Annotated in this window: 22 protein-coding genes; 13 read left to right on the forward strand and 9 right to left on the reverse strand. The window is 69.1% G+C overall.

From position 1 onward, the window contains the following. Nucleotides 1-97 precede the first annotated feature (97 nt). Both BN1193_RS14295 and BN1193_RS14300 read right to left on the reverse strand, forming a co-directional pair. Nucleotides 98-1,702 carry a flavin-containing monooxygenase gene (locus BN1193_RS14295; protein WP_052460813.1) on the reverse strand — a complete coding sequence of 535 codons (1,605 nt, stop codon included), beginning with the start codon at nucleotides 1,700-1,702 and terminating at the stop codon, nucleotides 98-100. Between the two features lie 38 nt (nucleotides 1,703-1,740). Next, nucleotides 1,741-2,607: an alpha/beta hydrolase gene (locus BN1193_RS14300; protein WP_040167517.1), complete on the reverse strand. Its 867-nt coding sequence runs from the start codon at nucleotides 2,605-2,607 to the stop codon at nucleotides 1,741-1,743. A gap of 339 nt (nucleotides 2,608-2,946) precedes the next feature. On the opposite strand from BN1193_RS14300, the gene ccsB reads away from it, so the two are divergent. After that, on the forward strand, nucleotides 2,947-3,930 hold the full coding sequence (gene ccsB, locus BN1193_RS14305; protein ID WP_040167519.1) for a c-type cytochrome biogenesis protein CcsB: 984 nt from the start codon (nucleotides 2,947-2,949) through the stop codon (nucleotides 3,928-3,930). Between the two features lie 63 nt (nucleotides 3,931-3,993). On the opposite strand, the gene BN1193_RS14310 is transcribed toward ccsB, so the two are convergent. After that, on the reverse strand, nucleotides 3,994-5,172 hold the full coding sequence (locus BN1193_RS14310) for an ROK family protein (protein WP_040168386.1): 1,179 nt from the start codon (nucleotides 5,170-5,172) through the stop codon (nucleotides 3,994-3,996). Nucleotides 5,173-5,280: 108 nt separating this feature from the next. On the opposite strand from BN1193_RS14310, the gene xylA reads away from it, so the two are divergent. From xylA to BN1193_RS14325, 3 genes are read left to right on the forward strand one after another with little or no spacing between them, the layout of a single operon-like run. Further along, a complete protein-coding gene (gene xylA, locus BN1193_RS14315; RefSeq protein ID WP_040167522.1) occupies nucleotides 5,281-6,468 on the forward strand; it encodes a xylose isomerase in 1,188 nt (395 codons plus the stop codon). An 8-nt stretch (nucleotides 6,469-6,476) separates the two neighbouring features. Beyond that, nucleotides 6,477-7,865 carry a xylulokinase gene (gene xylB / locus BN1193_RS14320; RefSeq protein WP_040167524.1) on the forward strand — a complete coding sequence of 463 codons (1,389 nt, stop codon included), beginning with the start codon at nucleotides 6,477-6,479 and terminating at the stop codon, nucleotides 7,863-7,865. A gap of 55 nt (nucleotides 7,866-7,920) precedes the next feature. Then, nucleotides 7,921-8,373, forward strand: a complete 453-nt coding sequence (locus BN1193_RS14325; RefSeq protein ID WP_052460814.1) for an acetyltransferase — start codon at nucleotides 7,921-7,923, stop codon at nucleotides 8,371-8,373. Between the two features lie 21 nt (nucleotides 8,374-8,394). Here BN1193_RS14325 and BN1193_RS14330 read toward each other — a convergent pair whose 3' ends face one another. Further along, a complete protein-coding gene (locus BN1193_RS14330) occupies nucleotides 8,395-9,078 on the reverse strand; it encodes an NRDE family protein (RefSeq protein WP_040167526.1) in 684 nt (227 codons plus the stop codon). Nucleotides 9,079-9,110: 32 nt separating this feature from the next. Here BN1193_RS14330 and coaBC point away from each other — a divergent pair, with 32 nt between their 5' ends. The 3 genes from coaBC to BN1193_RS14345 all read left to right on the forward strand — a co-directional run bounded on the left by coaBC (nucleotide 9,111) and on the right by BN1193_RS14345 (nucleotide 11,833). Further along, entirely contained in the window at nucleotides 9,111-10,355 is a 1,245-nt protein-coding gene (gene coaBC / locus BN1193_RS14335) for a bifunctional phosphopantothenoylcysteine decarboxylase/phosphopantothenate--cysteine ligase CoaBC (protein WP_094770551.1), read from the forward strand. Nucleotides 10,356-10,511: 156 nt separating this feature from the next. Then, nucleotides 10,512-11,585 (forward strand): YeeE/YedE family protein, encoded by a 1,074-nt coding sequence (locus tag BN1193_RS14340; protein WP_040167529.1) that lies wholly within the window; start codon nucleotides 10,512-10,514, stop codon nucleotides 11,583-11,585. 17 nt (nucleotides 11,586-11,602) lie between these two features. Further along, a complete protein-coding gene (locus BN1193_RS14345; protein ID WP_040167530.1) occupies nucleotides 11,603-11,833 on the forward strand; it encodes a sulfurtransferase TusA family protein in 231 nt (76 codons plus the stop codon). Nucleotides 11,834-11,972: 139 nt separating this feature from the next. Here BN1193_RS14345 and BN1193_RS14350 read toward each other — a convergent pair whose 3' ends face one another. From BN1193_RS14350 to BN1193_RS14360, 3 genes are all read right to left on the reverse strand, one after another. Beyond that, nucleotides 11,973-12,758 (reverse strand): isocitrate lyase/PEP mutase family protein, encoded by a 786-nt coding sequence (locus BN1193_RS14350; protein ID WP_052460815.1) that lies wholly within the window; start codon nucleotides 12,756-12,758, stop codon nucleotides 11,973-11,975. Nucleotides 12,759-12,832: 74 nt separating this feature from the next. After that, a complete protein-coding gene (locus BN1193_RS14355) occupies nucleotides 12,833-13,828 on the reverse strand; it encodes a hypothetical protein (protein ID WP_052460816.1) in 996 nt (331 codons plus the stop codon). Further along, nucleotides 13,825-14,154, reverse strand: coding sequence for a hypothetical protein (locus BN1193_RS14360; protein ID WP_096788224.1), 330 nt, complete (start codon nucleotides 14,152-14,154; stop codon nucleotides 13,825-13,827). The genes BN1193_RS14355 and BN1193_RS14360 overlap by 4 nt, the downstream gene beginning before the upstream one ends. Before the next feature lie 34 nt (nucleotides 14,155-14,188). On the opposite strand from BN1193_RS14360, the gene BN1193_RS14365 reads away from it, so the two are divergent. From BN1193_RS14365 to BN1193_RS14380, 4 genes are read left to right on the forward strand one after another with little or no spacing between them, the layout of a single operon-like run. Further along, entirely contained in the window at nucleotides 14,189-14,794 is a 606-nt protein-coding gene (locus BN1193_RS14365; protein ID WP_141396699.1) for a hypothetical protein, read from the forward strand. Continuing rightward, nucleotides 14,794-15,435: an RNA polymerase sigma factor gene (locus BN1193_RS14370; protein ID WP_052460817.1), complete on the forward strand. Its 642-nt coding sequence runs from the start codon at nucleotides 14,794-14,796 to the stop codon at nucleotides 15,433-15,435. Before BN1193_RS14365 ends, BN1193_RS14370 begins: the two co-directional genes overlap by 1 nt. Before the next feature lie 28 nt (nucleotides 15,436-15,463). Then, complete coding sequence (locus BN1193_RS14375) at nucleotides 15,464-15,877, forward strand: MerR family transcriptional regulator (protein ID WP_052460818.1); 414 nt, start codon at nucleotides 15,464-15,466, stop codon at nucleotides 15,875-15,877. Beyond that, a complete protein-coding gene (locus BN1193_RS14380) occupies nucleotides 15,870-16,274 on the forward strand; it encodes a carboxymuconolactone decarboxylase family protein (RefSeq protein WP_040167538.1) in 405 nt (134 codons plus the stop codon). The genes BN1193_RS14375 and BN1193_RS14380 overlap by 8 nt, the downstream gene beginning before the upstream one ends. A 308-nt stretch (nucleotides 16,275-16,582) precedes the next feature. Here BN1193_RS14380 and BN1193_RS14385 read toward each other — a convergent pair whose 3' ends face one another. After that, complete coding sequence (locus BN1193_RS14385; RefSeq protein WP_052460819.1) at nucleotides 16,583-17,149, reverse strand: NADPH-dependent FMN reductase; 567 nt, start codon at nucleotides 17,147-17,149, stop codon at nucleotides 16,583-16,585. 79 nt (nucleotides 17,150-17,228) lie between these two features. Between BN1193_RS14385 and BN1193_RS14390 the strand changes: the two genes are divergently transcribed. Both BN1193_RS14390 and BN1193_RS14395 read left to right on the forward strand, forming a co-directional pair. Further along, on the forward strand, nucleotides 17,229-18,194 hold the full coding sequence (locus BN1193_RS14390; protein ID WP_052460820.1) for a LysR family transcriptional regulator: 966 nt from the start codon (nucleotides 17,229-17,231) through the stop codon (nucleotides 18,192-18,194). A gap of 129 nt (nucleotides 18,195-18,323) precedes the next feature. Continuing rightward, nucleotides 18,324-18,842: an RES family NAD+ phosphorylase gene (locus tag BN1193_RS14395; RefSeq protein WP_094770552.1), complete on the forward strand. Its 519-nt coding sequence runs from the start codon at nucleotides 18,324-18,326 to the stop codon at nucleotides 18,840-18,842. Nucleotides 18,843-18,863: 21 nt separating this feature from the next. On the opposite strand, the gene BN1193_RS14400 is transcribed toward BN1193_RS14395, so the two are convergent. After that, nucleotides 18,864-19,643: an ArsR/SmtB family transcription factor gene (locus BN1193_RS14400; protein WP_052460821.1), complete on the reverse strand. Its 780-nt coding sequence runs from the start codon at nucleotides 19,641-19,643 to the stop codon at nucleotides 18,864-18,866. Nucleotides 19,644-19,655 lie beyond the last annotated feature (12 nt).

A 19,655-nucleotide genomic window follows, 5' to 3' on the forward strand; every position in this document is an offset into this window, starting at 1 on the left:
CCCGACGACCGCCGGACGCCGTCGGGCATGTTAGCCGCGAGTCTAGCGCAGCCGCCGCCGGAACCTCGCTGGTCCCGACGGCGGCCGTTGATCTCGATCAGTCCAGGACGAGGTCGACCAGCTCGTTCTCGAACACGGCGTTGGACCGCGCCACGTGGGTGACGATGCCGCCGCCGTAGTGGCGGTAGGCCAGCTTCTTGCCGGGGGTGTCGCGCCCCCATGCCCAGTCGATGCCGCTCTCGACGACCGATCCGCGCACGCCGCTCAGCGCGTGCTCGGTCCACTCGTCCACGGCCGCACCGGTGGTCTCGACCCGCGTGATCCCACTGTCGTACGCATGCCGCAACAGCCGGGTGACGTAGTCCACATGCCCTTCACCCGCGCGCGGCACGTTGCCGCCGGTGCTGTGCGGACCGCCGAGGAAGAACAGGTTCGGGAAGCCCTGGCTGTGGATGCCGAGGAAGGTCTGCGGGCCGTCATCCCACAGCTCCTTCAGGTTCGCCCCTGCTTCACCGGTGATCAGGATGCGGTCGAGGGCACCGGTGATCGCATCGAAGCCCGTCGCGTAGATGATCACGTCCACGTCATAGTGACCCGCACTCGTCCGGATCCCGGTCGCGTCGATCTCGACGATGGGCTCCTCGCCGAGGCTCACGACGTCGATGTTCTCGCGATTGAACGCGGCGTAGAAGCCGTTCTCGAACGGCGGACGCTTCGCACCGTACTGGTGATCCGGCGTGAGCTTGCGCGCCTTCTCCGGTTCGGTGACGATCGCGCTGATCTTCCCGGCGACGAATTCACGGAACTCCCGGTTGATCTCCTCGTCGAACAGCACTTCCATGAAGTTGCCGAGGAGCTTCGCGAACCCGGGCTTGGCCCAGAGCTGCTCGTAGATGGCGAGGCGCTCTTCGGGCGTGTGATCGCGCGCCGCGGTCGGCTGGAACGTGTGCACGAACCCGCCGAACGACCCCATCAGGTCCGCGTGGATCTGGTGGATGTTCTCCGAGATGTGCGCACGCTCGTCGTCCGTGAACGGGAGGTTGTTCAGCGGCGTCGCCCAGTTCGCGGACCGCTGGAACAGCGTCAGCGAGGCGACCCGATCGGCGACCGCACCCGTGATCTGGATACCGCTCGCGCCCGAGCCGATGACGGCCACGCGCTTGCCCTCGAGTTCGACACCGTCGGGCCAGAGTGCGGTGTGGTACGACTCGCCCGCGAAGCTGTCCATCCCCGGGATCTGCGGGAATTTGGGGATGGACAGCAGACCGACCGCCGTGATGACGAAGCGCGCGCGGATCTGCTCACCACTGTCCGTGATGACGACCCAGGTGCGCGATTCGGCGTCGTACGTCGCCGAGGCGACACGAGTGTCGAAGGTGATGTGGCGGCGCAGGTCGAATTTGTCGGCCACGATGTTGAGGTAGCGCTCGATGTCGGGCTGCGCGGCGAACCGCTCATCCCACGTCCACTCGTCCAGCAGTTCCTGCGAGAAGAAGTAGCCGTACGTGTAGGCCTCGGAGTCGCTGCGAGCGCCCGGGTACCGGTTCCAGAACCACGTGCCGCCGAGACCCGAACCGGCCTCGAGGACGCGGACGCTGGCCTCCGGAAGGTCGGTGAGAACCTTGTACAGCTGGTAGAGGCCGGAGATGCCGGCCCCGATGATGAGGACGTCGGTGTCGACCTTCGTCTGCTCGGTGTTCAATTCAGTCTCCTTCGTCCGAAGTGTGGGGTGCGGGTCCGTCAGTGGGCCGCGAGGAACTCGCCGATACGGCGGACGGCGTCCTCAGCCTCCGGCAGCGCCCAGAGCAGGATCTGGTGCACGTGCGGCATGCCCTCTTCGATGTCGAGCGTCACGTCGACGCCCGCGGCGCGGGCGTTCTCGACGATCGTCAGCGCGTCCTGCTGCAGGACCTCCTCGGTCCCGACCTGCACGTACAGCGGCGGCAGACCGGACAGGTCGGCGTAGACGGGTGAGATGAGCGGGTTCTTCACGTCCTGGTCGGGCGCGTAGAGGGAGACGTTGAACTCCAATCCGCCCCGCGTCACGACCGGGTCGATCGCAGCGTTCGTGTCGATGTCGTCGTTCGTCAGCGTGAGGTCCGCCCACGGCGACATGAGCGCCGCGGCGTTCGGCTGTGCGACGCCCTTGTCGCGCGCGGCGACGAGCGTCGAGACCGCGAGTCCGCCACCAGCGGAGTCACCGACGATGAAGACCCGTCCGGTCGCGTCGGCGCGCAGCGCCTCGTAAGCGGCGAGCGCGTCTTCGACCGCTGCCGGATGGGGTCGCTCGGGTGCGAGCCCGTAGTCCGCTGCGAACACCTTCGAGTTCGAGACGGCCGCGATGGCCGCGGCGAGGTCGCCGTGGCTCACACTCGATCCGGCGAAGTATCCGCCGCCGTGCAGGAACAGGGTGACATCCTCGGCACCCTCCGGCGTGAACCATGCTCCGGGCACTCCGCCGACCTCGCCGTCGCTCCGCGTGACACCGGGGGGCAACGTGCCCTTGCCCATGCATCGGTCGTAGCCGGCGCGGATACCCTCCAGCGTCGTCTCCGTTGCGAAGTCGTACGCCTCGCCGAGAGCGGCCTGCACTCGCGCTTCCACCATGATCGCTCCTTTGCGACAGTCGGGTCTGATGTGCGATCAGGTTAGCCACTAGATGCGGATTTGACTAGAGTTGCGACTAACTTTTTCCTCATTGTGCGCCTCTAGCAGTCGTTCACTGTTCTGTTTCCACGAAATTCTGATTCACGATTGGTTGTTCACTCGCGTGCCGCCGGACGACTCCCGCCCGTGCCGCGGTTCTCATTTCGCGCCCGGCGTGTGGACCGACTTCGCAGACGCGCTCCGACCTCCGGCCCGTCGGGTCGCCCGGCGCTGCCTCATCCTGATGAACCTGAGGAAATCCCCGGAGGGGCGTCAGCGCGCGCTGAATATGGTGGGCTCATGCCGGTCGCCGATCTCGAACAGTTCTCGCGCTTGCTGATCTGGACGGCGGTGGCTCTCTACGCGGTGGCGTTCCTCGTCTACAGCCTGGACCTCAGCAGGCGCGCCGACGCGCACACCGAGAAGCAGGACGTCCGGGCGCGCGAGCTCGTCGCCGCATCCGGCGAGATCGTGGCGTCGCCGGCACCGACCATCACCACAAGCGATCCGCGCCCGCCGAAGCGCTTCGTGCTCGCTCGGATCGCGACGTCCTTGACGTGGTTCGCACTCGTGCTGCACCTCGGCGGAGTCGTGCTCCGCGGCGTCGCGGCACCGCACGCCCCGTGGTCGAACATGTACGAGTTCGCGATCTCCGGCACGGCGGCCATCGTCGCGGTCTACCTCCTCTCGCTCCTGAAGGTCGACCTGCGCTTCCTCGGGACGATCATCACCGGCCTCGTCGTGGTCGTCCTGGGCGCGGCGGCGTATCTGATCTACATCCCGATCGTGCCGCTGCCGGACCCGCTGCGCTCGGTCTGGTTCGTCGTCCACGTGTCGGTCGCGACGCTCGGCGTCGCCTTCCTCGCGCTCGCCGGCGCCCTCTCCGTCGTCCAGCTCATGCGGCACCGGCGGGAGGCCCGCGTCGCGCGAGCGGAGACCGTCACGCGGTCGTTCCTGGATGCACTTCCCACCTCCGCCGCCCTGGAGAGCCTGGCGTACCGAGTCGCGATCGTCGGTTTCGTCCTGTGGACCTTCACCCTCATCGCCGGAGCGATCTGGGCGAACGACGCCTGGGGCCGCTACTGGGGCTTCGACACGAAGGAAGTGTGGACCTTCGTCATCTGGGTGATCTACGCCGGCTACATCCACGCCCGCGCGACCCGAGGCTGGCGCGGGGCTGGTTCGGCCTGGCTGTCAATCGTCGGCTTCATCGCCGTGATCTTCAACTTCGCCGTGATCAACGTGTACTTCCAGGGCCTGCACGCCTACTCCGGGTTGAACTGACGGCGACAGCCACCACCGATCCGAACGAACGGGCCGCCGCACCTGCCCGAACTCGACCCGCGCTCAGCGGACGTGCGGCGCCGCGGAGAGCGGGTCCGCCAGGAGCGGTTCGAGAGCGGCCTCGGCGGCACCGATGAGAAGACGGTCGGCGGCGAGCGCCGCGACGGCCACCGTGAGGTCCTCGCCCGACACCGGCAGACTGCTCCGCACCACGAGCTCCCGGAAGCGCTCCGGATCCCCGACCAGGGCGGCGAGGTACCCGCCGAGCACGACGGCCGACGGGTTCATCACGTTGACGGCGGACGCGAGGGCCGCGGCCAGAACACGACGCTGGCGATCGAGCTCCGCCGAGACCGCCGCCGAAGCCGGGTCGGACAGCAGCGCCGCGAGCTCCGCATCGTCGATGTCATCACCGGTCCGGTCCAGGAGCTCGAGGACATGGCGACGGCTCACCTCGTCCTCGAGGACGGCCGCGGACGTGACGAGGTCATCGCGGTCGGCGGTCGCGACCGCGATGTGACCGAACTCGCCGGCGTACCCGCCCGCGCCCTCCAACGGCGCACCGCGACTGATGATGCCGCCGCCGATGCCGCTCGCACCGCCGTTGAGGTAGAGCACATCGTCATGCCCGAGCCCGGCGCCGTACCGATGCTCGGCGATCGCGCCGAGCGTCGCGTCATTGGCGACGACGACCGGCAGGTCCACGTGATCGGCGAGGTTCTCCGCGAGCGGAACGTCCGCCCATCCCAGGTGCGGGGCGAGACGGACGAGGCCGTCCGCAGACCGGACCAGGCCCGGGACCGCCACGCCCACGGACACCACGGCGCACGCCGCCAGCGCATCGGCCCGCCACGCGGCCAGTCGTTCACCGACCAGCGCCGTGACCTCATCCGGGGTGGGCACCCGCGACAGCGGGACGCGCTCGCGCACGCGGATGACGCGGTCCAGACCGACGACGGCCAGTGTGACGGCATCCACCTCCGGGTTGACCGCGATCGTGACGACGTCAGAGGCCGCAGAGAACACGGGGGACGGTCGGCCGGCGCCGACAGCGGTTTCCGGGTCGCCCTCACGCACGAGACCGGCGCGGCCGAGCTCGGCGGTCAGGGCCCCGACGGTGGAGCGGTTCAGCCCGGTGAGGGCCGTGAGCGCGGCCCGGGAGCGCGGCCCCTGAACGTGCAGCGCACGCAGGATGCGGGACAGGTTGGATCGCCGAACGTCTTCGGTCGTCGTGGCGCTCATCGCGCCCACTCTACTTGTCCGCGCGCCCCGGAATCGGGGTGGACGGATGCGCTCCGATGGAATAGGTTGTCAATCACAACATATTACTGAACTCGCCGAGGAGGCGCCATGACCACGCCCACCCGAGAAGACCGCTTCTCGTTCGGACTCTGGACCGTCGGCTACACCGGCGCCGACCCGTTCGGCGGCCCCACCCGCCCGAACCTCGACGTCGTGCACGCCGTCGAGAAGCTGTCCGAACTGGGAGCCTACGGACTGACCTTCCACGACGACGACCTCTTCGCCTTCGGATCCAGCGATGCCGAGCGCCAGACGCAGATCGATCGTCTGAAGGGCGCCCTGTCCGACACCGGCCTGATCGTGCCGATGGTCACCACGAACCTGTTCAGCGCGCCCGTGTTCAAGGACGGTGGCTTCACCTCGAACGACCGCCAGGTCCGCCGCTTCGCCCTGCGCAAGGTGCTGCGCAACCTCGACCTCGCCGCCGAGCTGGGCGCGAAGACCTTCGTCATGTGGGGCGGCCGCGAGGGTGCCGAGTACGACAGCGCGAAGGACGTCCGCGCCGCGCTGGAGCGCTATCGCGAGGCCGTCAACCTCCTCGGTCAGTACGTCACCGACAAGGGCTACGACATCCGGTTCGCCATCGAGCCGAAGCCGAACGAGCCGCGCGGCGACATTCTGCTGCCGACCGTCGGCCACGCCCTGGCGTTCATCACCTCCCTGGAGCGTCCGGAGCTCGTGGGTGTGAACCCCGAGGTCGGACACGAGCAGATGGCGGGGCTCAACTTCGCCGCCGGCATCGCCCAGGCCCTGTACCACGGCAAGCTCTTCCACATCGATCTGAACGGCCAGCGCGGCATCAAGTACGACCAGGACCTCGTGTTCGGTCACGGCGACCTGCACAACGCGTTCGCGCTCGTCGACCTGCTGGAAAACGGCGGCCCGAACGGCGGCCCGGCGTACGACGGTCCGCGGCACTTCGACTACAAGCCCTCGCGCACCGAGGACGAGACCGGTGTGTGGGACTCCGCCTCCGCCAACATGCGGACGTACCTGCTGCTGAAGGAGCGCGCCGCCGCGTTCCGCGCCGACCCGGAGGTGCAGGAAGCCCTGGCCGCCGCGCGCGTGCCGGAGTTGTCGACGCCGACGCTGTCCGACGGGGAGAGCTACGACGACCTGCTCGCCGACCGCAGCGCGTACGAGGACTTCGACGCCGACGCCTACTTCGGTGGCCACGGCGCGGGCTTCGTGCGGTTGCAGCAGCTCGCCACCGAGCACCTCCTCGGCGCCCGCTGAGACCGGCCATGGCACACGTTCTCGGCGTCGACTCCTCGACGCAGTCCTGCAAGGTGGTCGTCGTCGACGCCGAGAGCGGAACCGTCCTGCGGTCCGGTCGTGCCGCGCATCCGGAGGGCACCGAGGTCGACCCGGAGGCGTGGTGGGTCGCGCTGCAGGCCGCGATCGCGGATGCCGGCGGGCTCGACGGAATTTCGGCGGTCGCGGTCGGCGGCCAACAGCACGGCATGGTCGCTCTCGACGCGGACGGACACGTCATCCGTCCCGCGCTGCTGTGGAACGACACGAGGTCGGCGGCCGCGGCGACCGACCTCGTCTCGGAGGTCGGGGCGTCGGAGTACGCCGCCCGCACCGGCGTCGTACCGGTGGCGTCCTTCACCGCCACGAAACTGCGCTGGCTGCGGGACGCCGAACCGGACGCCGCCGCCCGCGTCGCCGCCGTCGCGCTCCCCCACGACTGGCTCACCTGGCGCCTGCGTGGCTACGGACCCGACAACCCCGACCTCGAGGCGCTGACGACGGACCGCTCCGATGCGTCCGGCACGGCGTACTGGGGTCCGGACGGCTACGACCGCGACCTGCTCACCCGCGCACTCGGACACGACGCGATCCTCCCCCGCGTCCTCGGTCCGCTGGAATCGGCCGGCACCCACGATGGCATCGTCTTCGCGCCCGGCGCCGGTGACAACGCCGGGGCCGCGCTGGGTCTCGGCGCCCGACCCGGGGACGTGGTCATCTCGCTGGGCACCTCCGGCACCGTCTTCGCCGTCACGGACGAGCCCATCGCCGATCCGAGCGGGACGGTCGCCGGCTTCGCGGACGCGACCGGACGCATGCTTCCGCTGGTCGCCACACTGAACGCGGCGCGGGTGTTCGACGTCGTGGCTCAACTGCTCGAGGCGGACCATGACGAGTTCGCACGCCTCGCGCTGAAGGCCTCCCCCGGGGCCGACGGCGTCGTCCTGGTGCCGTGGTTCGAGGGCGAGCGCACCCCCGATCTGCCCGACGCCCAGGCTTCCCTGTCCGGGCTGACGCTGGCGAACACGACGCGCGCGAACCTCGCACGCGCGGCCATCGAGGGCGTGCTGTGCGGACTCGCGAACGGGCTCGAGGCGATCCGAACCCTCGGCGTCGCCCCCGAGCGCATCCTGCTGATCGGCGGCGCGGCGGCGAACCCCGCCGTCAGCGGTATCGCGGCGCAGGTGTTCGACCGAGACGTGGTCGTCCCGGCACCCGCGGAGTACGTCGCCCTCGGCGCCGCGCGTCAGGCCGCGAGCGTGCTCGCCGGCGCGTGGGTGGAGTGGCCGGTCGACACGAAACGCACCATCGCCGCCGCGACGGTTCCGGACATCCGGGCGCAGTACGACCGCGCCGCGACCCGCCGCGCCGAGGGCTGAGAACGCGCCGACCTCGCCGCTCTGGGATCATGGCCGAATTCCCGAAAGGAGAACCGTGTCCGCTCTGCGCATCCGGCCCGTGATCGGAGCCGAAGACCATCCCGCGCTCGTTGCGATCTGGCGAAACGCGGTCGACGCCACGCATGACTTCCTCGCCGAGGCGGATCGCGACGAGATCGAGAGTCGGCTGGGATCGGACTACTTTCCCGCCGTGCACCTCTTCGTCGCCGAGCGCGATGGTCACCCGGTCGGCTTCTCCGGGGTGTTGGACGGAACACTGGAAATGCTGTTCGTTGACGCGTCCGCGCGTGGCAGCGGCGTCGGCACGGTGCTGCTGACCCACGCGATCGAACACCAGGGTGTCACCACCGTTGATGTCAACGAGCAGAACGTGGCGGCCGCGGGCTTCTACGCGCACCGCGGGTTCGCGGTCATCGGCCGCAGTGCGACCGACGACGAGGGACGGGCGTATCCGATGCTCCACCTCCGACTGCGCGCACCGTCCTGAACCTCGGCCGCGCGACGCGGTTCAGAGGTGACCCGGGCGGTCCAGCACCGTCGAAGAGACCTCGATGTCGGCGTCAGTGAGTTCCGCGGTGCAGTACAGCAGGGACAGGGTGTCGTAGCCGTGGGTGCGGTTGTCGCGGATGATGGCGCGATCGTCCGTCGACGGGATCGCGGCCGTGTCCTGCAGGAGGGCGATCCAGGACTCGGGCCACGGCTCGTCGTCGTCCTCAAGGGTGCGGAAGCGCGGCAGCCACGCCGTGATCCGCGCCGTCGCGGGGTCATCGAGGTCGTCGTGCGCGATCATGTGCACGCCCGGGTCCACCGGGGTCTCGCGGAGCGTGACACCGTCCCAGCTCACGATGCGGGCACCGGACGGCGTCGCCTCCAGCAGGTTGAACCCGTGCGTTCGTGGCGCGACGGGCGAGTGTCCGGCGATCGAATCGAGCACGAGAGCACCCCGCGAGCGCACCTCGTGGTCGGGCAGATCGATGACGTCGGCGCGATTCAGCAGGACGGCGAGGCGCTTGGTCTCCGGATCGAACGCGAGCCAGGCGCCGCCCGCACGCCGGTCGCGGATGCCGATGACGCCGGGATGCGTGTCCGGCCACCAGGGACCGAGGTCATCCCACGCGCGAGCGGGGTCCTCGTCACGGACGCAGAGGAGCCTCACACCGGAGGACATCACGTCGATCACCGCGGTACACATCGCGGGTCAGCCTACTGCGACATCATGGAGCCATGAGCCGACAGCTGAACATCGTCGTGGGTGTGGCCGGCGGGATCGCCGCTTACAAGACCATCCAGGTGGTGCGCGAACTCGTCCTGGGCGGACACGACGTGCACGTCATCGCGACGGACAGCGCCCTGAAGTTCGTCGGCGCCCCGACGTGGGAGGCGCTCAGCCGCAACCCGCTCAACACCTCGATCTTCGACGACGTCGCCGCCGTGCGGCACGTGAGCATGGGACAGGAGGCCGACGCCATTGTCATCGCCCCGGCCACCGCGAACACGATCGCGAAGCTCGCCGCAGGCATCGCCGACGACCTGCTCGGCACCACGGTGCTCGCGAGCCGCGCGCCCCTCGTCATCGCTCCGGCCATGCACACCGAGATGTGGTCGCACCCCGCCACCGTGGCCAACATCGCCACGCTCCGCGAGCGCGGCGTGATCATCGTGGGGCCGGACTCCGGACGCCTCACCGGCGACGACATCGGACCCGGCCGGATGAGTGAGCCGGACGCCATCACGGCCGCCATCATCTCCGCCGCCACGGCACGCGAGCACGCGGAACCCGCCGCGCGGGACCTCGCCGGACAGCGCATTCTCATCACTGCGGGGGGCACCCGCGAGGCGATCGACCCGGTCCGCTACGTCGCCAATCACTCCAGCGGCAAGCAGGGTGTCGCGATCGCGCTGGCCGCGCTCCGGCGCGGGGCCGATGTCACGGTGATCGCGGCGAACCTCGACCCCGGACCCGCGGCCGACCTCCGTGCTGCGGAGATCACCACGGTCCCGGTCACCTCGGCCGCAGATCTCGCCCGCGAGGTGGACCGTCTCGCTCCGGACGCGTCCGTCGTCGTGATGGCGGCGGCCGTCGCCGACTTCACGCCCGCTGCTCCGGCCGAGAGCAAGATCAAGAAGGGGGACGACGACGGCCTGGACCTGCACCTCGTCCGCACGCGCGACGTGCTGGCCGACCTCGTCGCGCACCCCGTCTCCGGACGGCTCGTGGTCGGCTTCGCGGCCGAGACCGCATCCTCGCGTGACGAGCTGGTCGAACTCGCGCGCGCGAAACTCGCCCGCAAACCCGCGGACCTCCTGGTCGCGAACCGGGTCGGATCCGGACTCGGGTTCGGGACGGACGACAACGCCGCCGTCCTGCTGTCCAGCACCGGCGAGCTCGTCGCGGAAGTCAGCGGGACCAAGCGCGACGTCGCCGACGCGATCCTCGATCAGCTCGCCGCGCTCCGCCACGGCGAATGAGCGCGAGCGGGCGTCCGCACACCCCCGGGCAGCCCGGATGACGCCCCGTGACGTCATCTGACCGTGCATGACGCACACCCTTGAGGTGTCCGGAATCGGGTCGCTAGACCGGAAGGCGGACCGTGCCACCTCGGCGCGGAGAACGCGAGGACACGGATGGCTCTCACCGGACTGATCATCGGCGGACTACTGGGCTTCGCCCTCCAGCGCGGCCGCTTCTGCGTGACGGGTGCCTTCCGCGATGTGTGGCTGACGAAGAAGACGCGGTGGCTCACCGCGTTTTTCATCACCATCGCGGTGCAGTCCGTGGGGATCTTCGCCCTCGCCGCGGCCGGCGTGATCTCGTTGACCGGCGGTGAGTTCCCCTGGCTGGCCGCCATCGTCGGCGGGCTCATCTTCGGGTTCGCGATCGTCTTCGCCGGCGGCTGCGCGACTGGCACCTATTACCGCGCCGGCGAGGGCCTGATCGGGTCCTGGATCGCGCTCGTCGGCTATGCCGTGACCGCGGCGGTGATGAAGTTCGGTGCGGGCACGCCCGTGACCGAAGGGTTGCGCTCGGTGACCGCGCCCGTCGGCACCCTCTACGAGTTCCTGGGCATCAACCCCTGGGTCCTCGTGGTCGTGCTCGTCGCCGGCACCGGGATCGCCGTGGGCCGACAGCTCCGCCGCGATGGCGCACTGCCCCGGCCGGTGCGACTTCCCGCCAAGCACACCGGACTGCGTCACCTCCTCTTCGAGCGCCCCTGGGGAGCCTTCAGCACCGCGGTCGTCGTCGGACTCATCGGCATCATCGCGTTCCCGCTCTCGTATGCGTCCGGCCGCCCGTCCGGTCTCGGCATCACGACCCCGAGTGCCAACATCGTCGGCTACCTCGTCACCGGGGACATCGCCCTCATCGACTGGGGCGTGTGGCTCGTCGTCGGCATCCTGGTCGGCTCGTTCATCGCGGCGAAGGGCTCAGGCGAGTTCCGCCTCCGTGTTCCGGACACCGCGACGATCCTGCGGTCCTCGCTCGGCGGCATCCTGATGGGCGTCGGCGCCGCGATCGCGGGCGGCTGCACCATCGGCAACGCGATGGTCGGATCCGCGTCCTTCACCCTGCAGGGCTGGGTGTCCTTCGCCGCCATGCTGCTCGGCACCGGCATCGCCGTGCCGCTCGTCTTCGGCCGCCGCCGCGCGGCGACCTCCACACCCGTCACCGTTCCCCGCCAGACCACCCCCGTCGCCTGAAACCGCCAAGGAGAGATATGACCGTTCACCTGCTCGAGACCGCCGGACAGGTCTGCCCGTTCCCGCTCGTCGAGGCTCAGGCCGCGATCGCCGAACTGCCCGCCGGAGACGAACTGCGGATCGACTTCGACTGCACCCAGGCGACCGACTCGCTGCCTCGCTGGGCCGCAGAGGAGGGCTACCCCGTCACCGCTTTCGAGCAGGTCGGCGACGCGTCCTGGACCATCACCGTCCAGAAGCCGGCCTGATCGCACCGCGGTTCGACGCCCCGGGCGCACGCCGCGTTCGGGGCGTCCTGCGCGGGCGGCACCGGGTCCCGCTGAGTGGCGTCCAGGGATGTCCGGCGGCGCCGACGAGCAGTTCCACCGCGTCGTCTGGTGAGCGCGATCAGCCTCGTCCCCACGCACGCTCGATGAGGTCGGCCGGCGGCCGCGGGAGATCGTCCGGCACACCGCCACCGCGGAGCAGTGTGCGGGCGAGGTCCGCGACCACAGCCGTCGCCGCCGTCGAGAACCAGCTGCCGACGGAAACGCGGCGCACGCCGACGTCCCGCAACTCGTCGACCGACGGCCCACCCGGGAACGCCAGGACGTTGACCGGCCCACCCGCATAGGCGACGAGCCGCTCGATGGTCGGCAGATCGCGCGGTCCGGGGGCGTAGAGACAGTCGGCACCGGCCTCGGCGAAGGCCTGCAGCCGGCCGAGGGTCTCGTCCACGCCCGCGAGACCGTACAGCAACCCCTCGCTGCGGGCGGTCACCACGATCCCGGACGCTTGCGCGGCCTCCGCCGCCGCCGAAACCCGGTCCCGCGCGAGCAGCGCGTCGTACAGGCCCCGGGCCTTCGGGTCATAGTCCTCGATGGAGACGCCGGCGGCTCCGACCTCCGCCAGCGCACGGACGGTCGCCGCAACGCCGGCCGGATCGTCGGCGTACCCGTTCTCCGCGTCCACTGCCACCGGGACGTGCACCGCGGCGACCAGGTCGGTCACGTGCTGGACGAGCTCATCGCGGGTCACGGACTGGTCCCGACGACCGAGCGTCGCGGCGAAGCCGGCGCTCGTGGTGGCGACGGCAGCGAACCCCAGGGCTTCGAACAGCCGCGCCTCCCCCGCGTCACGCGGGTTGGGCAGGACGAAGGTTCCGGTCCGGTGCAGGTCGCGAAAGGTGCTCATGCCCTCACGGTAGGCCCGGCACCGGGCCGGCGCTGGCAGGTATCGGACGCGACCGAGCGGGCCCGCCGCGGGAGTCAGCGGGAGACAGCGGGAACGCGCGGCCGGAGCGGAACAACGCGGGTGAGCGACTGCTCCCGGACCAGGATCAGCGTTCCGCCGCCGAACACCACGACGGCGAGCGCGACGAGGGCGATCGCGATCGGTCCCCGCGGGGCCACGATCGACTGACCGATCAGAGCCTGCGCCGTCACGATGGCGACCAGGGCTGCGAACGCGATGACCGCCAGCGCGGTGAGGCGGAACCGCACGCGCTCCGTCTGCAGCACCCGGATCTTCCGGCTGGCGACCTCGAGACCCATCAGGATCAGCGGGAGCACCTGCAGGGCGTGCATGCCGATGAAGTGCGGCACGCGCAGATCGCCGCCGACCGTGCTCCACCCGAGGAGCGGCAGTCCGGGCCCGCCGTCCGCGACACCGACGGCGTGCGCGCCGGCTATGCCCTGGAAGTTCGACAATTGTCCGCTGGTCGGCGTCGTCATGAGGAAGGCCACGGCGAGTCCGGCGAGGCTGATCACGAGTGCCCCGCGAATCGCCCAGTTGCGGGAACGGGACTGCTCCGGGTTGCGCATGACCGCGAACGCGACGAGCAACGACATCATCCACACCATGCCGATGGAGCCGGCCATGATCGACCACATCGCGATGTGCAGCGGGGTGGAGACGTTGAAGTGGCTGGTGGTGCCGAGAGCGACCGCCCCGACGATGATGGCGAGTTCGATCACCATGCCGATGGTGACGAGTGTGCCGGCCCACCAGGCGGTCCGCTGCCAGCGACGCCGTCGACCGATCAACCACGCGAAGCTGATCGCGTAGACGGACGTGGAGATCGAGAACTTGATCGGCTTCAACCAGCCGTTCGTGCCCACGATCTGGACGGGATCGACGAACGCCATGATGACGCTGATCACACCGAGAACCGCGGCGGCGATGGCGATCGCGACGAGGGGACGGTGCCAGTGGGTCGGTGTGAGGTCGTGCGCGGGACGTGCGGATGTCGTGAGCTCGGTCATTGGTCTGCCCTTTCGAATTCGGCGGGTCGACCGGTCTGGTCGGCCGAGGTGGGAAGTGTGCGTCCGACGTGCTCCTGCGCCATGATCCGCAGGCCGGCCAGGATCTGCTCTCCGACGACGGTGCCCAGGATCACCGCCCGGGCCAGATCGGCGGGGTCGGGTGCCTGTCGGACGTGGTCGATGATGCGAATGCCGATAGTGTCTCTATCGATAGTGCAGATATCAAGAGTCGGAAAAGAGTTCTCATGAGAACATCTCGAGCTGGCGAGCACGCGCGGCTCGGGATGCCGGGCCCCGATGTGAGACGGTTTCCGGAGTTCGGTCATGACCAGTGTGAAACTCGAATCGAAGGAGCAGGTCATGAGCGAGCACATGAACGCGGCCCTCACCGCCGCCGATCCGCTGGCGCGCGACGACGCGGCGGATGACCGCGAGATCGTCCGCCGGATGTCCGCCGCCGCCCGGACATCCATCGTCCGCCGCCGTCCGCGATGGCGTGTGCTGCTGCCGGTGGGCATCGCGGCGACCGTGGCGCTGACCGGCGCAGCGGTGCTGATCCCCCTCGGCAATCTGTTCATCGACGGTGTGTACGCGTCTGCCGACGCGGAGATCCCGGTCGTCTACACGACCGACACCGGCGCGACGCACAGCTGCCGCTACGCCGTGTACTTCGGTGACCCTTCCGACCGCACCCCTGCCGACAAGGCCCTGGCGGCGTTCGTGGCGAAGAACGACTGGACCGGTTTCGGACAGCGGGCGTATGAGATCGCGATCACGGATCCCTTCGTTCCCGGCGTCACCGGCTGGGTTGCGGACGATTCGCCGGCGGGAATCGATGAGGCGTCTCTCTCGCGCGCCATCGACACCGCCTTGGATGAGGCCATTCCGGCTCAGCTCCGTCAGGCGCAGGAGGGGCAGGACGAGACGTTCAACGCCCGGACCGACTGCCACGGGGAGCTGCACTGATGGCCGCGGACCAGCCGGATCCCGAGACCCGGCGCTGGATCGAGAGCGTGGTGGAGCAGAACGGCGACGATCTCCTGCGGTACCTGCGCCGACGCGTCGATCAGCCCGAGGATGCCGCAGACCTCCTCGGCCACGTGCTGCTGGCCATCTGGAAAGGGGCCCGCCAGGTGCCGAAGGTTGAGCTCGACGCGCGACTGTGGTGCTTCGGGATCGCCCGGAACACCCTGCGCGAGCACCACCGCCGCACCGCGCGGCGCCTGGCGCTCGCCGACGACCTGCGCGACCGTCTCCGGGTCCGCCCCCACGGGGAGGATGCCGCCGAGATCGCCGAAGCGCAGTTCGCCGCCGCGGGTGTGCGGAAGGCGCTGACCACCCTGGATGACCGGTCGCGCGAGCTGATCACGCTGGTCCACTGGGACGGCTTCAGCATCGCCGAGGCGGCACGGATGCTGGGCATGAACGAGTCCACGGCACGGACCCGGTACGGCCGTGCGCTCCGCCGTCTGCAAGCGCACCTCGCCGCAGAGTCTCGGCCGCCCGCGGACGCCCGCCGCGCGGCATCCGCCGCGCTGAGTGCGACCGAGGGCATCTCTGCCGGAGTCCTCGGGCATGAGGTCGTTGGCGCAGACCGTTTGACTTAGAGCGCGCTCTAAGTCCTAGCCTGCTGGTGTGCCAGAGGATGACGTGGGGTTCACAGTCGCGCAGATGAGTGCGGCCACGGGGATGACAGCACACACCCTGCGCTACTACGAGCGTGCGGATCTGATCCGCCCGGTCGCCCGCAACTCCGGGAACCAGCGCCGGTACTCGTCGGCGGACGTTGAGTGGGTGAACTTCCTGCAGCGTCTGCGCGAGACGGGTATGCCGATCGCTCAGATGCGCGAGTACGCGGCGTTGCGGGAGGAAGGCCCGGCGACCACCGAGCCTCGCTTGCGACTGCTGGAAGCGCATCAGGCGAGCCTGCGCGAGCAGATCGCCCGACTGCGCGTTCACGAGAATGCGCTGGCGGAGAAGATCGCGACCTACCGGGGTGACCTCGCCGCGCTCCAAGCACACCAACAGAACGGGATGGAACATGACTGATACGACCGAACGGAAGCGGCGCTTCGAGCACGGCAAGAATGTGCTCGATGCGATTGACGGCGCAGTAGGGGCGAGTGTCATCGACGCACTCGACGAAATCTCCCCGGAACTCGGCCACCAGGTGGTCGCGTGGGGATTCGGCGAGATCTACTCCCGACCTGACCTGGGGCCCCGGGATCGGCAACTCGTCACGCTTGGCATGCTCACCGCGCTCGGCGGGTGTGAGCCTCAGCTGGAGGTCCACATCAACGCAGCGCTCAACGTCGGACTCACCCCTCAGCAGATCATCGAGGCATTCCTACATTCGGCCGTCTACTGCGGGTTCCCGCGCGCTCTGAACGCCACATTCACCGCGAAGAAGGCTTTCGCCGAGCGCGGACTGCTCCCCGTCGCGTAGAAGCGGGCCGTCGCAACGCACCGCCCCCACCCGAAGGCCGTGAGCGCGTCATCGAACGCGGCCGCTCCCTGCCGATCTCCGTCCATAACCTGCATGTCGCGACTTTCGGGAGCGCGTCCGCTGGCCCAGCACCACAGTGGGCTGATGGTACGACCTTCGTCATGCTCGGTTTTGCGATCGTGTTCTTCGTGCTCGCGGCCATCATGATCAGCGGCCGTCGTCGAGCTGCGAGGGAAAAGCAGAGCGCGAGTTCCGCTCGTAGCACCGGCGCGGTCGGCGGCGTGGCAGTCCGCTGGAAAGTGGATTCGTCAGTCGCTCTTCAGGCAGTCCGCGAAGGTTGTCCAGAAGGCGGCCAGGAGTTCGTCTGTTTCGTCGGACGCCAGCGCTTCGGGTTCCCACCGGATACATACCTCAGGTGTGCCGACGACGGTCATCCCGAGGTAGACGAGGATGCTGCGCAGGTGCGACTGGGCGACCGCGGTTCCGGCGCTGTTGAGGCCTGTCCCGATGATCGCCGCGGTCCGGCCGGCGAAGGAGTTCTGGCCCCACGGCCGGGAGCCCCAGTCAATCGCGTTCTTCAGGGCACCGGGGATTGAACGGTTGTATTCCGGAGTCACGAACAGCACCGCATCGAACGACTCCAGCGCCTGCTTGAACGTGACGGCTGCGGCCGGGAACGAGTCGTCGTGGTCATAGTTGTACAGGGGCAGACAACGGATCGGGATCTCGGTCAGCTCCACCGAGGCGGGAGCCTTGGCGATGAGGCGCTCGGCCAATCGCCGGTTGATCGATGACTCCGACACGCTGCCCACGATGTATCCCACACGAACACCCACGAACGGTTCCCTTCCTTCGACGCGTTGACCCAGGTCCATCCGGCCCTGCTAACCAGCAAAGCCCACCGCCTGCGTCCAGAGAACTGCCGAACGCGGGCAGCAGTCATACGCTGGACGCATGAATCTCGAGCTGCGTCACTACCGGCTTTTCGCGACCGTGGCGCAGACACAGAGCTTCTCTGCGGCGGCCCGAGTACTGGGCATGTCGCAGCCCGCGGTGTCGCGAGGGGTCGCGGTGATCGAGCGTCAACTCGGCACTCAGCTGGTCGAGCGGACCACCCGCAGATTCACTCTCACCCGGGCAGGCGCCACGCTTCACGCCGAGGCCCAGCGCGTCCTCGACGCCGCCGAGGCCGCCGAGGCCGCAACCATCCGATCCGGCACCGGACAGGTCCTCGTCGTCGGCGTCAAAGCCGACAGCGCGGGTGACTTCCTCCCCCGGCTGCTCAACGAATACGCCAGCGCATCGGAGGGCGTCAGGGTGGAGGTCGACTTCCGCGAAACCCACGAGCTGGCTACCGCCGTGACCCGGGGCGCCTGCGACGCGTGCGTGGTGGCCTGGCCGATCACCGCGCACGGCCTAGCTTGGCTGGAACTCTGGAGCGAACCCCGCGTCGCGGTCATTCCGCACACGCATCCGCTTGCGACCGCCGACAGCCTGCATGTCAAGGACCTCGTTCAGGAACCCGTAGCCCGGTGGCCGCACCTACCCGAGGACCTGGACCGCTACTACCAAGGACGAGACACCCTGGCAGTGGACGCAGCGTCTGTCACCGGCCCCGCCGTCCGAGGACTGGCGGAGACGCTGCGCCTGGTCGAACTGGGAAAGGCAATCACTTTCCTCCCGCAGTCCGTGGCCGAGAGGTTCCAGAGGCCCCAACTGGTTGCGCGGCACGTCACCGGGCTCAGTTGCAGCCGGATGTTCCTGGGGTGGCGTGACCAGCCACTCACCCCGGAAATCGAGCAATTCATCCGCACTTGCCGCCGCCTCGCTTCGAACGGACCGTCAGTCTCCGCCGCGACGCAGTTCGGCCCTGACACAACTGAGGCGCAGAGGGCGCGCAACGGATTCAACGGCGGGTGAAAGCGAACCCCGCGAAACGCGCGGCACGCCCCACCACCGACCTACCGGCCACCGCCCGATCGCGCCGCCGCCAGCCGTCGCTACCAGACGATGACTGAGACACCGAACGGAGGGTGAGATGCTGGTCGGGTGACAAGCATCGACTCGACATTCGCCCCCGCGATTCGGGGAACGTTCTATCGAGCGATTGATCCGAACTTCCGCGAGTTCGCGATCGCGGGTTCGCGTTCGGTGGGCCGTTACTCGCGAGCGCACGAGCCGACGCTCTATCTGAGCTCATCCGTCGACGGTGTCGAGGCCGCGATGATCGCCCACAAGGACACCCGTTCGGTGGCGCTTGAGATCGTTGAGATTGAGGTCGAAGCAGCCGGCATCGTCGACCTGCGCGATGCGAACGCTCTGGAGGCGGTCGGCATAGACCTCGCTGACGCGGTCGCTCCCTGGCAGGACATCGCTGCAGCCGGAGGAACGCCATCGTCGTGGGCCGTGCGCGACCGTCTCCTCGAGGTCGGCGCAAACGGACTGATCGACCCCTCGCGCAAGAGCCCGGGGCTCTGGCACCTGGTGCTGTTCCGCTGGAATGAGGCCGACGCACCCACCGTCCGGCCGGCGGGATCCCTGGCCCCGCTGCAGTCAAGCGGGGAATGACGAGGTCGGTCCGGATCCAGATCAGCGTCGCGGCGAGGGGGAAGCCGACTGAAGGAGTGACGCGAGTCCGGCTGTTCCGATGTCCGTGATGTCGACGCTGCGGGGGACGTTGTTTCGGGTGATCCAACCGAGGCCGAAGAGGTGGTCTGTGACGGCGGTACCGAGCGGGCCCGCCAGGTGGTGTGCCTGCTCACTCCAGTCGACGCAGTAGCGCAGTGGTCGTGTGGTCGACATCAGCGTCGCCTCGATGCCCCATTCCGTGAGGGCCGCGGCCCCGTTGGTCGTGAGTCGGTAGTGATCACTTCTCCCGGATGACGAGAGCCTGTCCCCGGCGAGCTCGGGGTGATGGAGGCCGTCGCCGCCCGTGATCCAACCGGCACCGATGAACCCCTGGAACAGTTCGACTCCGGCTTGTCCGGCGAGGTGGCGATAGCAGGTGCGGGCGGTCCGGACCGCGTGCGCTCGGGTGTGGGCGCGCAGGGAGGTGATCGGGGTCCGCGGTGCGAGTTTGGCGAGGGCCTCGAGAACCCCCTCGACTTCGTCGGTCGCGAGTCGGTAGTAGCGGTGACGGCCCTGCTGGTCGACCGTGACGAGTCCATGGTTGAGGAGCACCGCCAGATGATTGCTGATCGTCGATGCGGAGACGCCGGCTTCTTCGGCCAGCCGCCCGGCCGGAAGGGCACGCCCATCGGCCAATGCCATCAGCACCCGGGCGCGCCGGGCATCCGCGAATGCGGTCGCGACGCGTGCGATGTCCGGCTCACCCTGGAGCTGCGTGTGTCCGCTCAGGTTCTGGCTCATGCGTCGATGGTA

Origin of the sequence: Microbacterium gorillae, assembly GCF_000826185.2 — a bacterium.
Taxonomy (GTDB): Bacteria; Actinomycetota; Actinomycetes; order Actinomycetales; family Microbacteriaceae; genus Microbacterium; species Microbacterium gorillae.

Bases quoted from the DNA above. Each gene is read 5' to 3' on its own strand.
- BN1193_RS14300 (WP_040167517.1), bottom strand. From the start codon at position 2,607: ATGGTGGAAGCGCGAGTGCAGGCCGCTCTCGGCGAGGCGTACGACTTC.
- ccsB (WP_040167519.1), top strand. From the start codon at position 2,947: ATGCCGGTCGCCGATCTCGAACAGTTCTCGCGCTTGCTGATCTGGACG.
- BN1193_RS14310 (WP_040168386.1), bottom strand. From the start codon at position 5,172: ATGAGCGCCACGACGACCGAAGACGTTCGGCGATCCAACCTGTCCCGC.
- xylA (WP_040167522.1), top strand. From the start codon at position 5,281: ATGACCACGCCCACCCGAGAAGACCGCTTCTCGTTCGGACTCTGGACC.
- xylB (WP_040167524.1), top strand. From the start codon at position 6,477: ATGGCACACGTTCTCGGCGTCGACTCCTCGACGCAGTCCTGCAAGGTG.
- BN1193_RS14330 (WP_040167526.1), bottom strand. From the start codon at position 9,078: ATGTGTACCGCGGTGATCGACGTGATGTCCTCCGGTGTGAGGCTCCTC.
- coaBC (WP_094770551.1), top strand. From the start codon at position 9,111: ATGAGCCGACAGCTGAACATCGTCGTGGGTGTGGCCGGCGGGATCGCC.
- BN1193_RS14340 (WP_040167529.1), top strand. From the start codon at position 10,512: ATGGCTCTCACCGGACTGATCATCGGCGGACTACTGGGCTTCGCCCTC.
- BN1193_RS14345 (WP_040167530.1), top strand. From the start codon at position 11,603: ATGACCGTTCACCTGCTCGAGACCGCCGGACAGGTCTGCCCGTTCCCG.
- BN1193_RS14350 (WP_052460815.1), bottom strand. From the start codon at position 12,758: ATGAGCACCTTTCGCGACCTGCACCGGACCGGAACCTTCGTCCTGCCC.
- BN1193_RS14355 (WP_052460816.1), bottom strand. From the start codon at position 13,828: ATGACCGAGCTCACGACATCCGCACGTCCCGCGCACGACCTCACACCG.
- BN1193_RS14360 (WP_096788224.1), bottom strand. From the start codon at position 14,154: ATGACCGAACTCCGGAAACCGTCTCACATCGGGGCCCGGCATCCCGAG.
- BN1193_RS14365 (WP_141396699.1), top strand. From the start codon at position 14,189: ATGAGCGAGCACATGAACGCGGCCCTCACCGCCGCCGATCCGCTGGCG.
- BN1193_RS14370 (WP_052460817.1), top strand. From the start codon at position 14,794: ATGGCCGCGGACCAGCCGGATCCCGAGACCCGGCGCTGGATCGAGAGC.
- BN1193_RS14380 (WP_040167538.1), top strand. From the start codon at position 15,870: ATGACTGATACGACCGAACGGAAGCGGCGCTTCGAGCACGGCAAGAAT.
- BN1193_RS14385 (WP_052460819.1), bottom strand. From the start codon at position 17,149: ATGGACCTGGGTCAACGCGTCGAAGGAAGGGAACCGTTCGTGGGTGTT.
- BN1193_RS14390 (WP_052460820.1), top strand. From the start codon at position 17,229: ATGAATCTCGAGCTGCGTCACTACCGGCTTTTCGCGACCGTGGCGCAG.
- BN1193_RS14400 (WP_052460821.1), bottom strand. From the start codon at position 19,643: ATGAGCCAGAACCTGAGCGGACACACGCAGCTCCAGGGTGAGCCGGAC.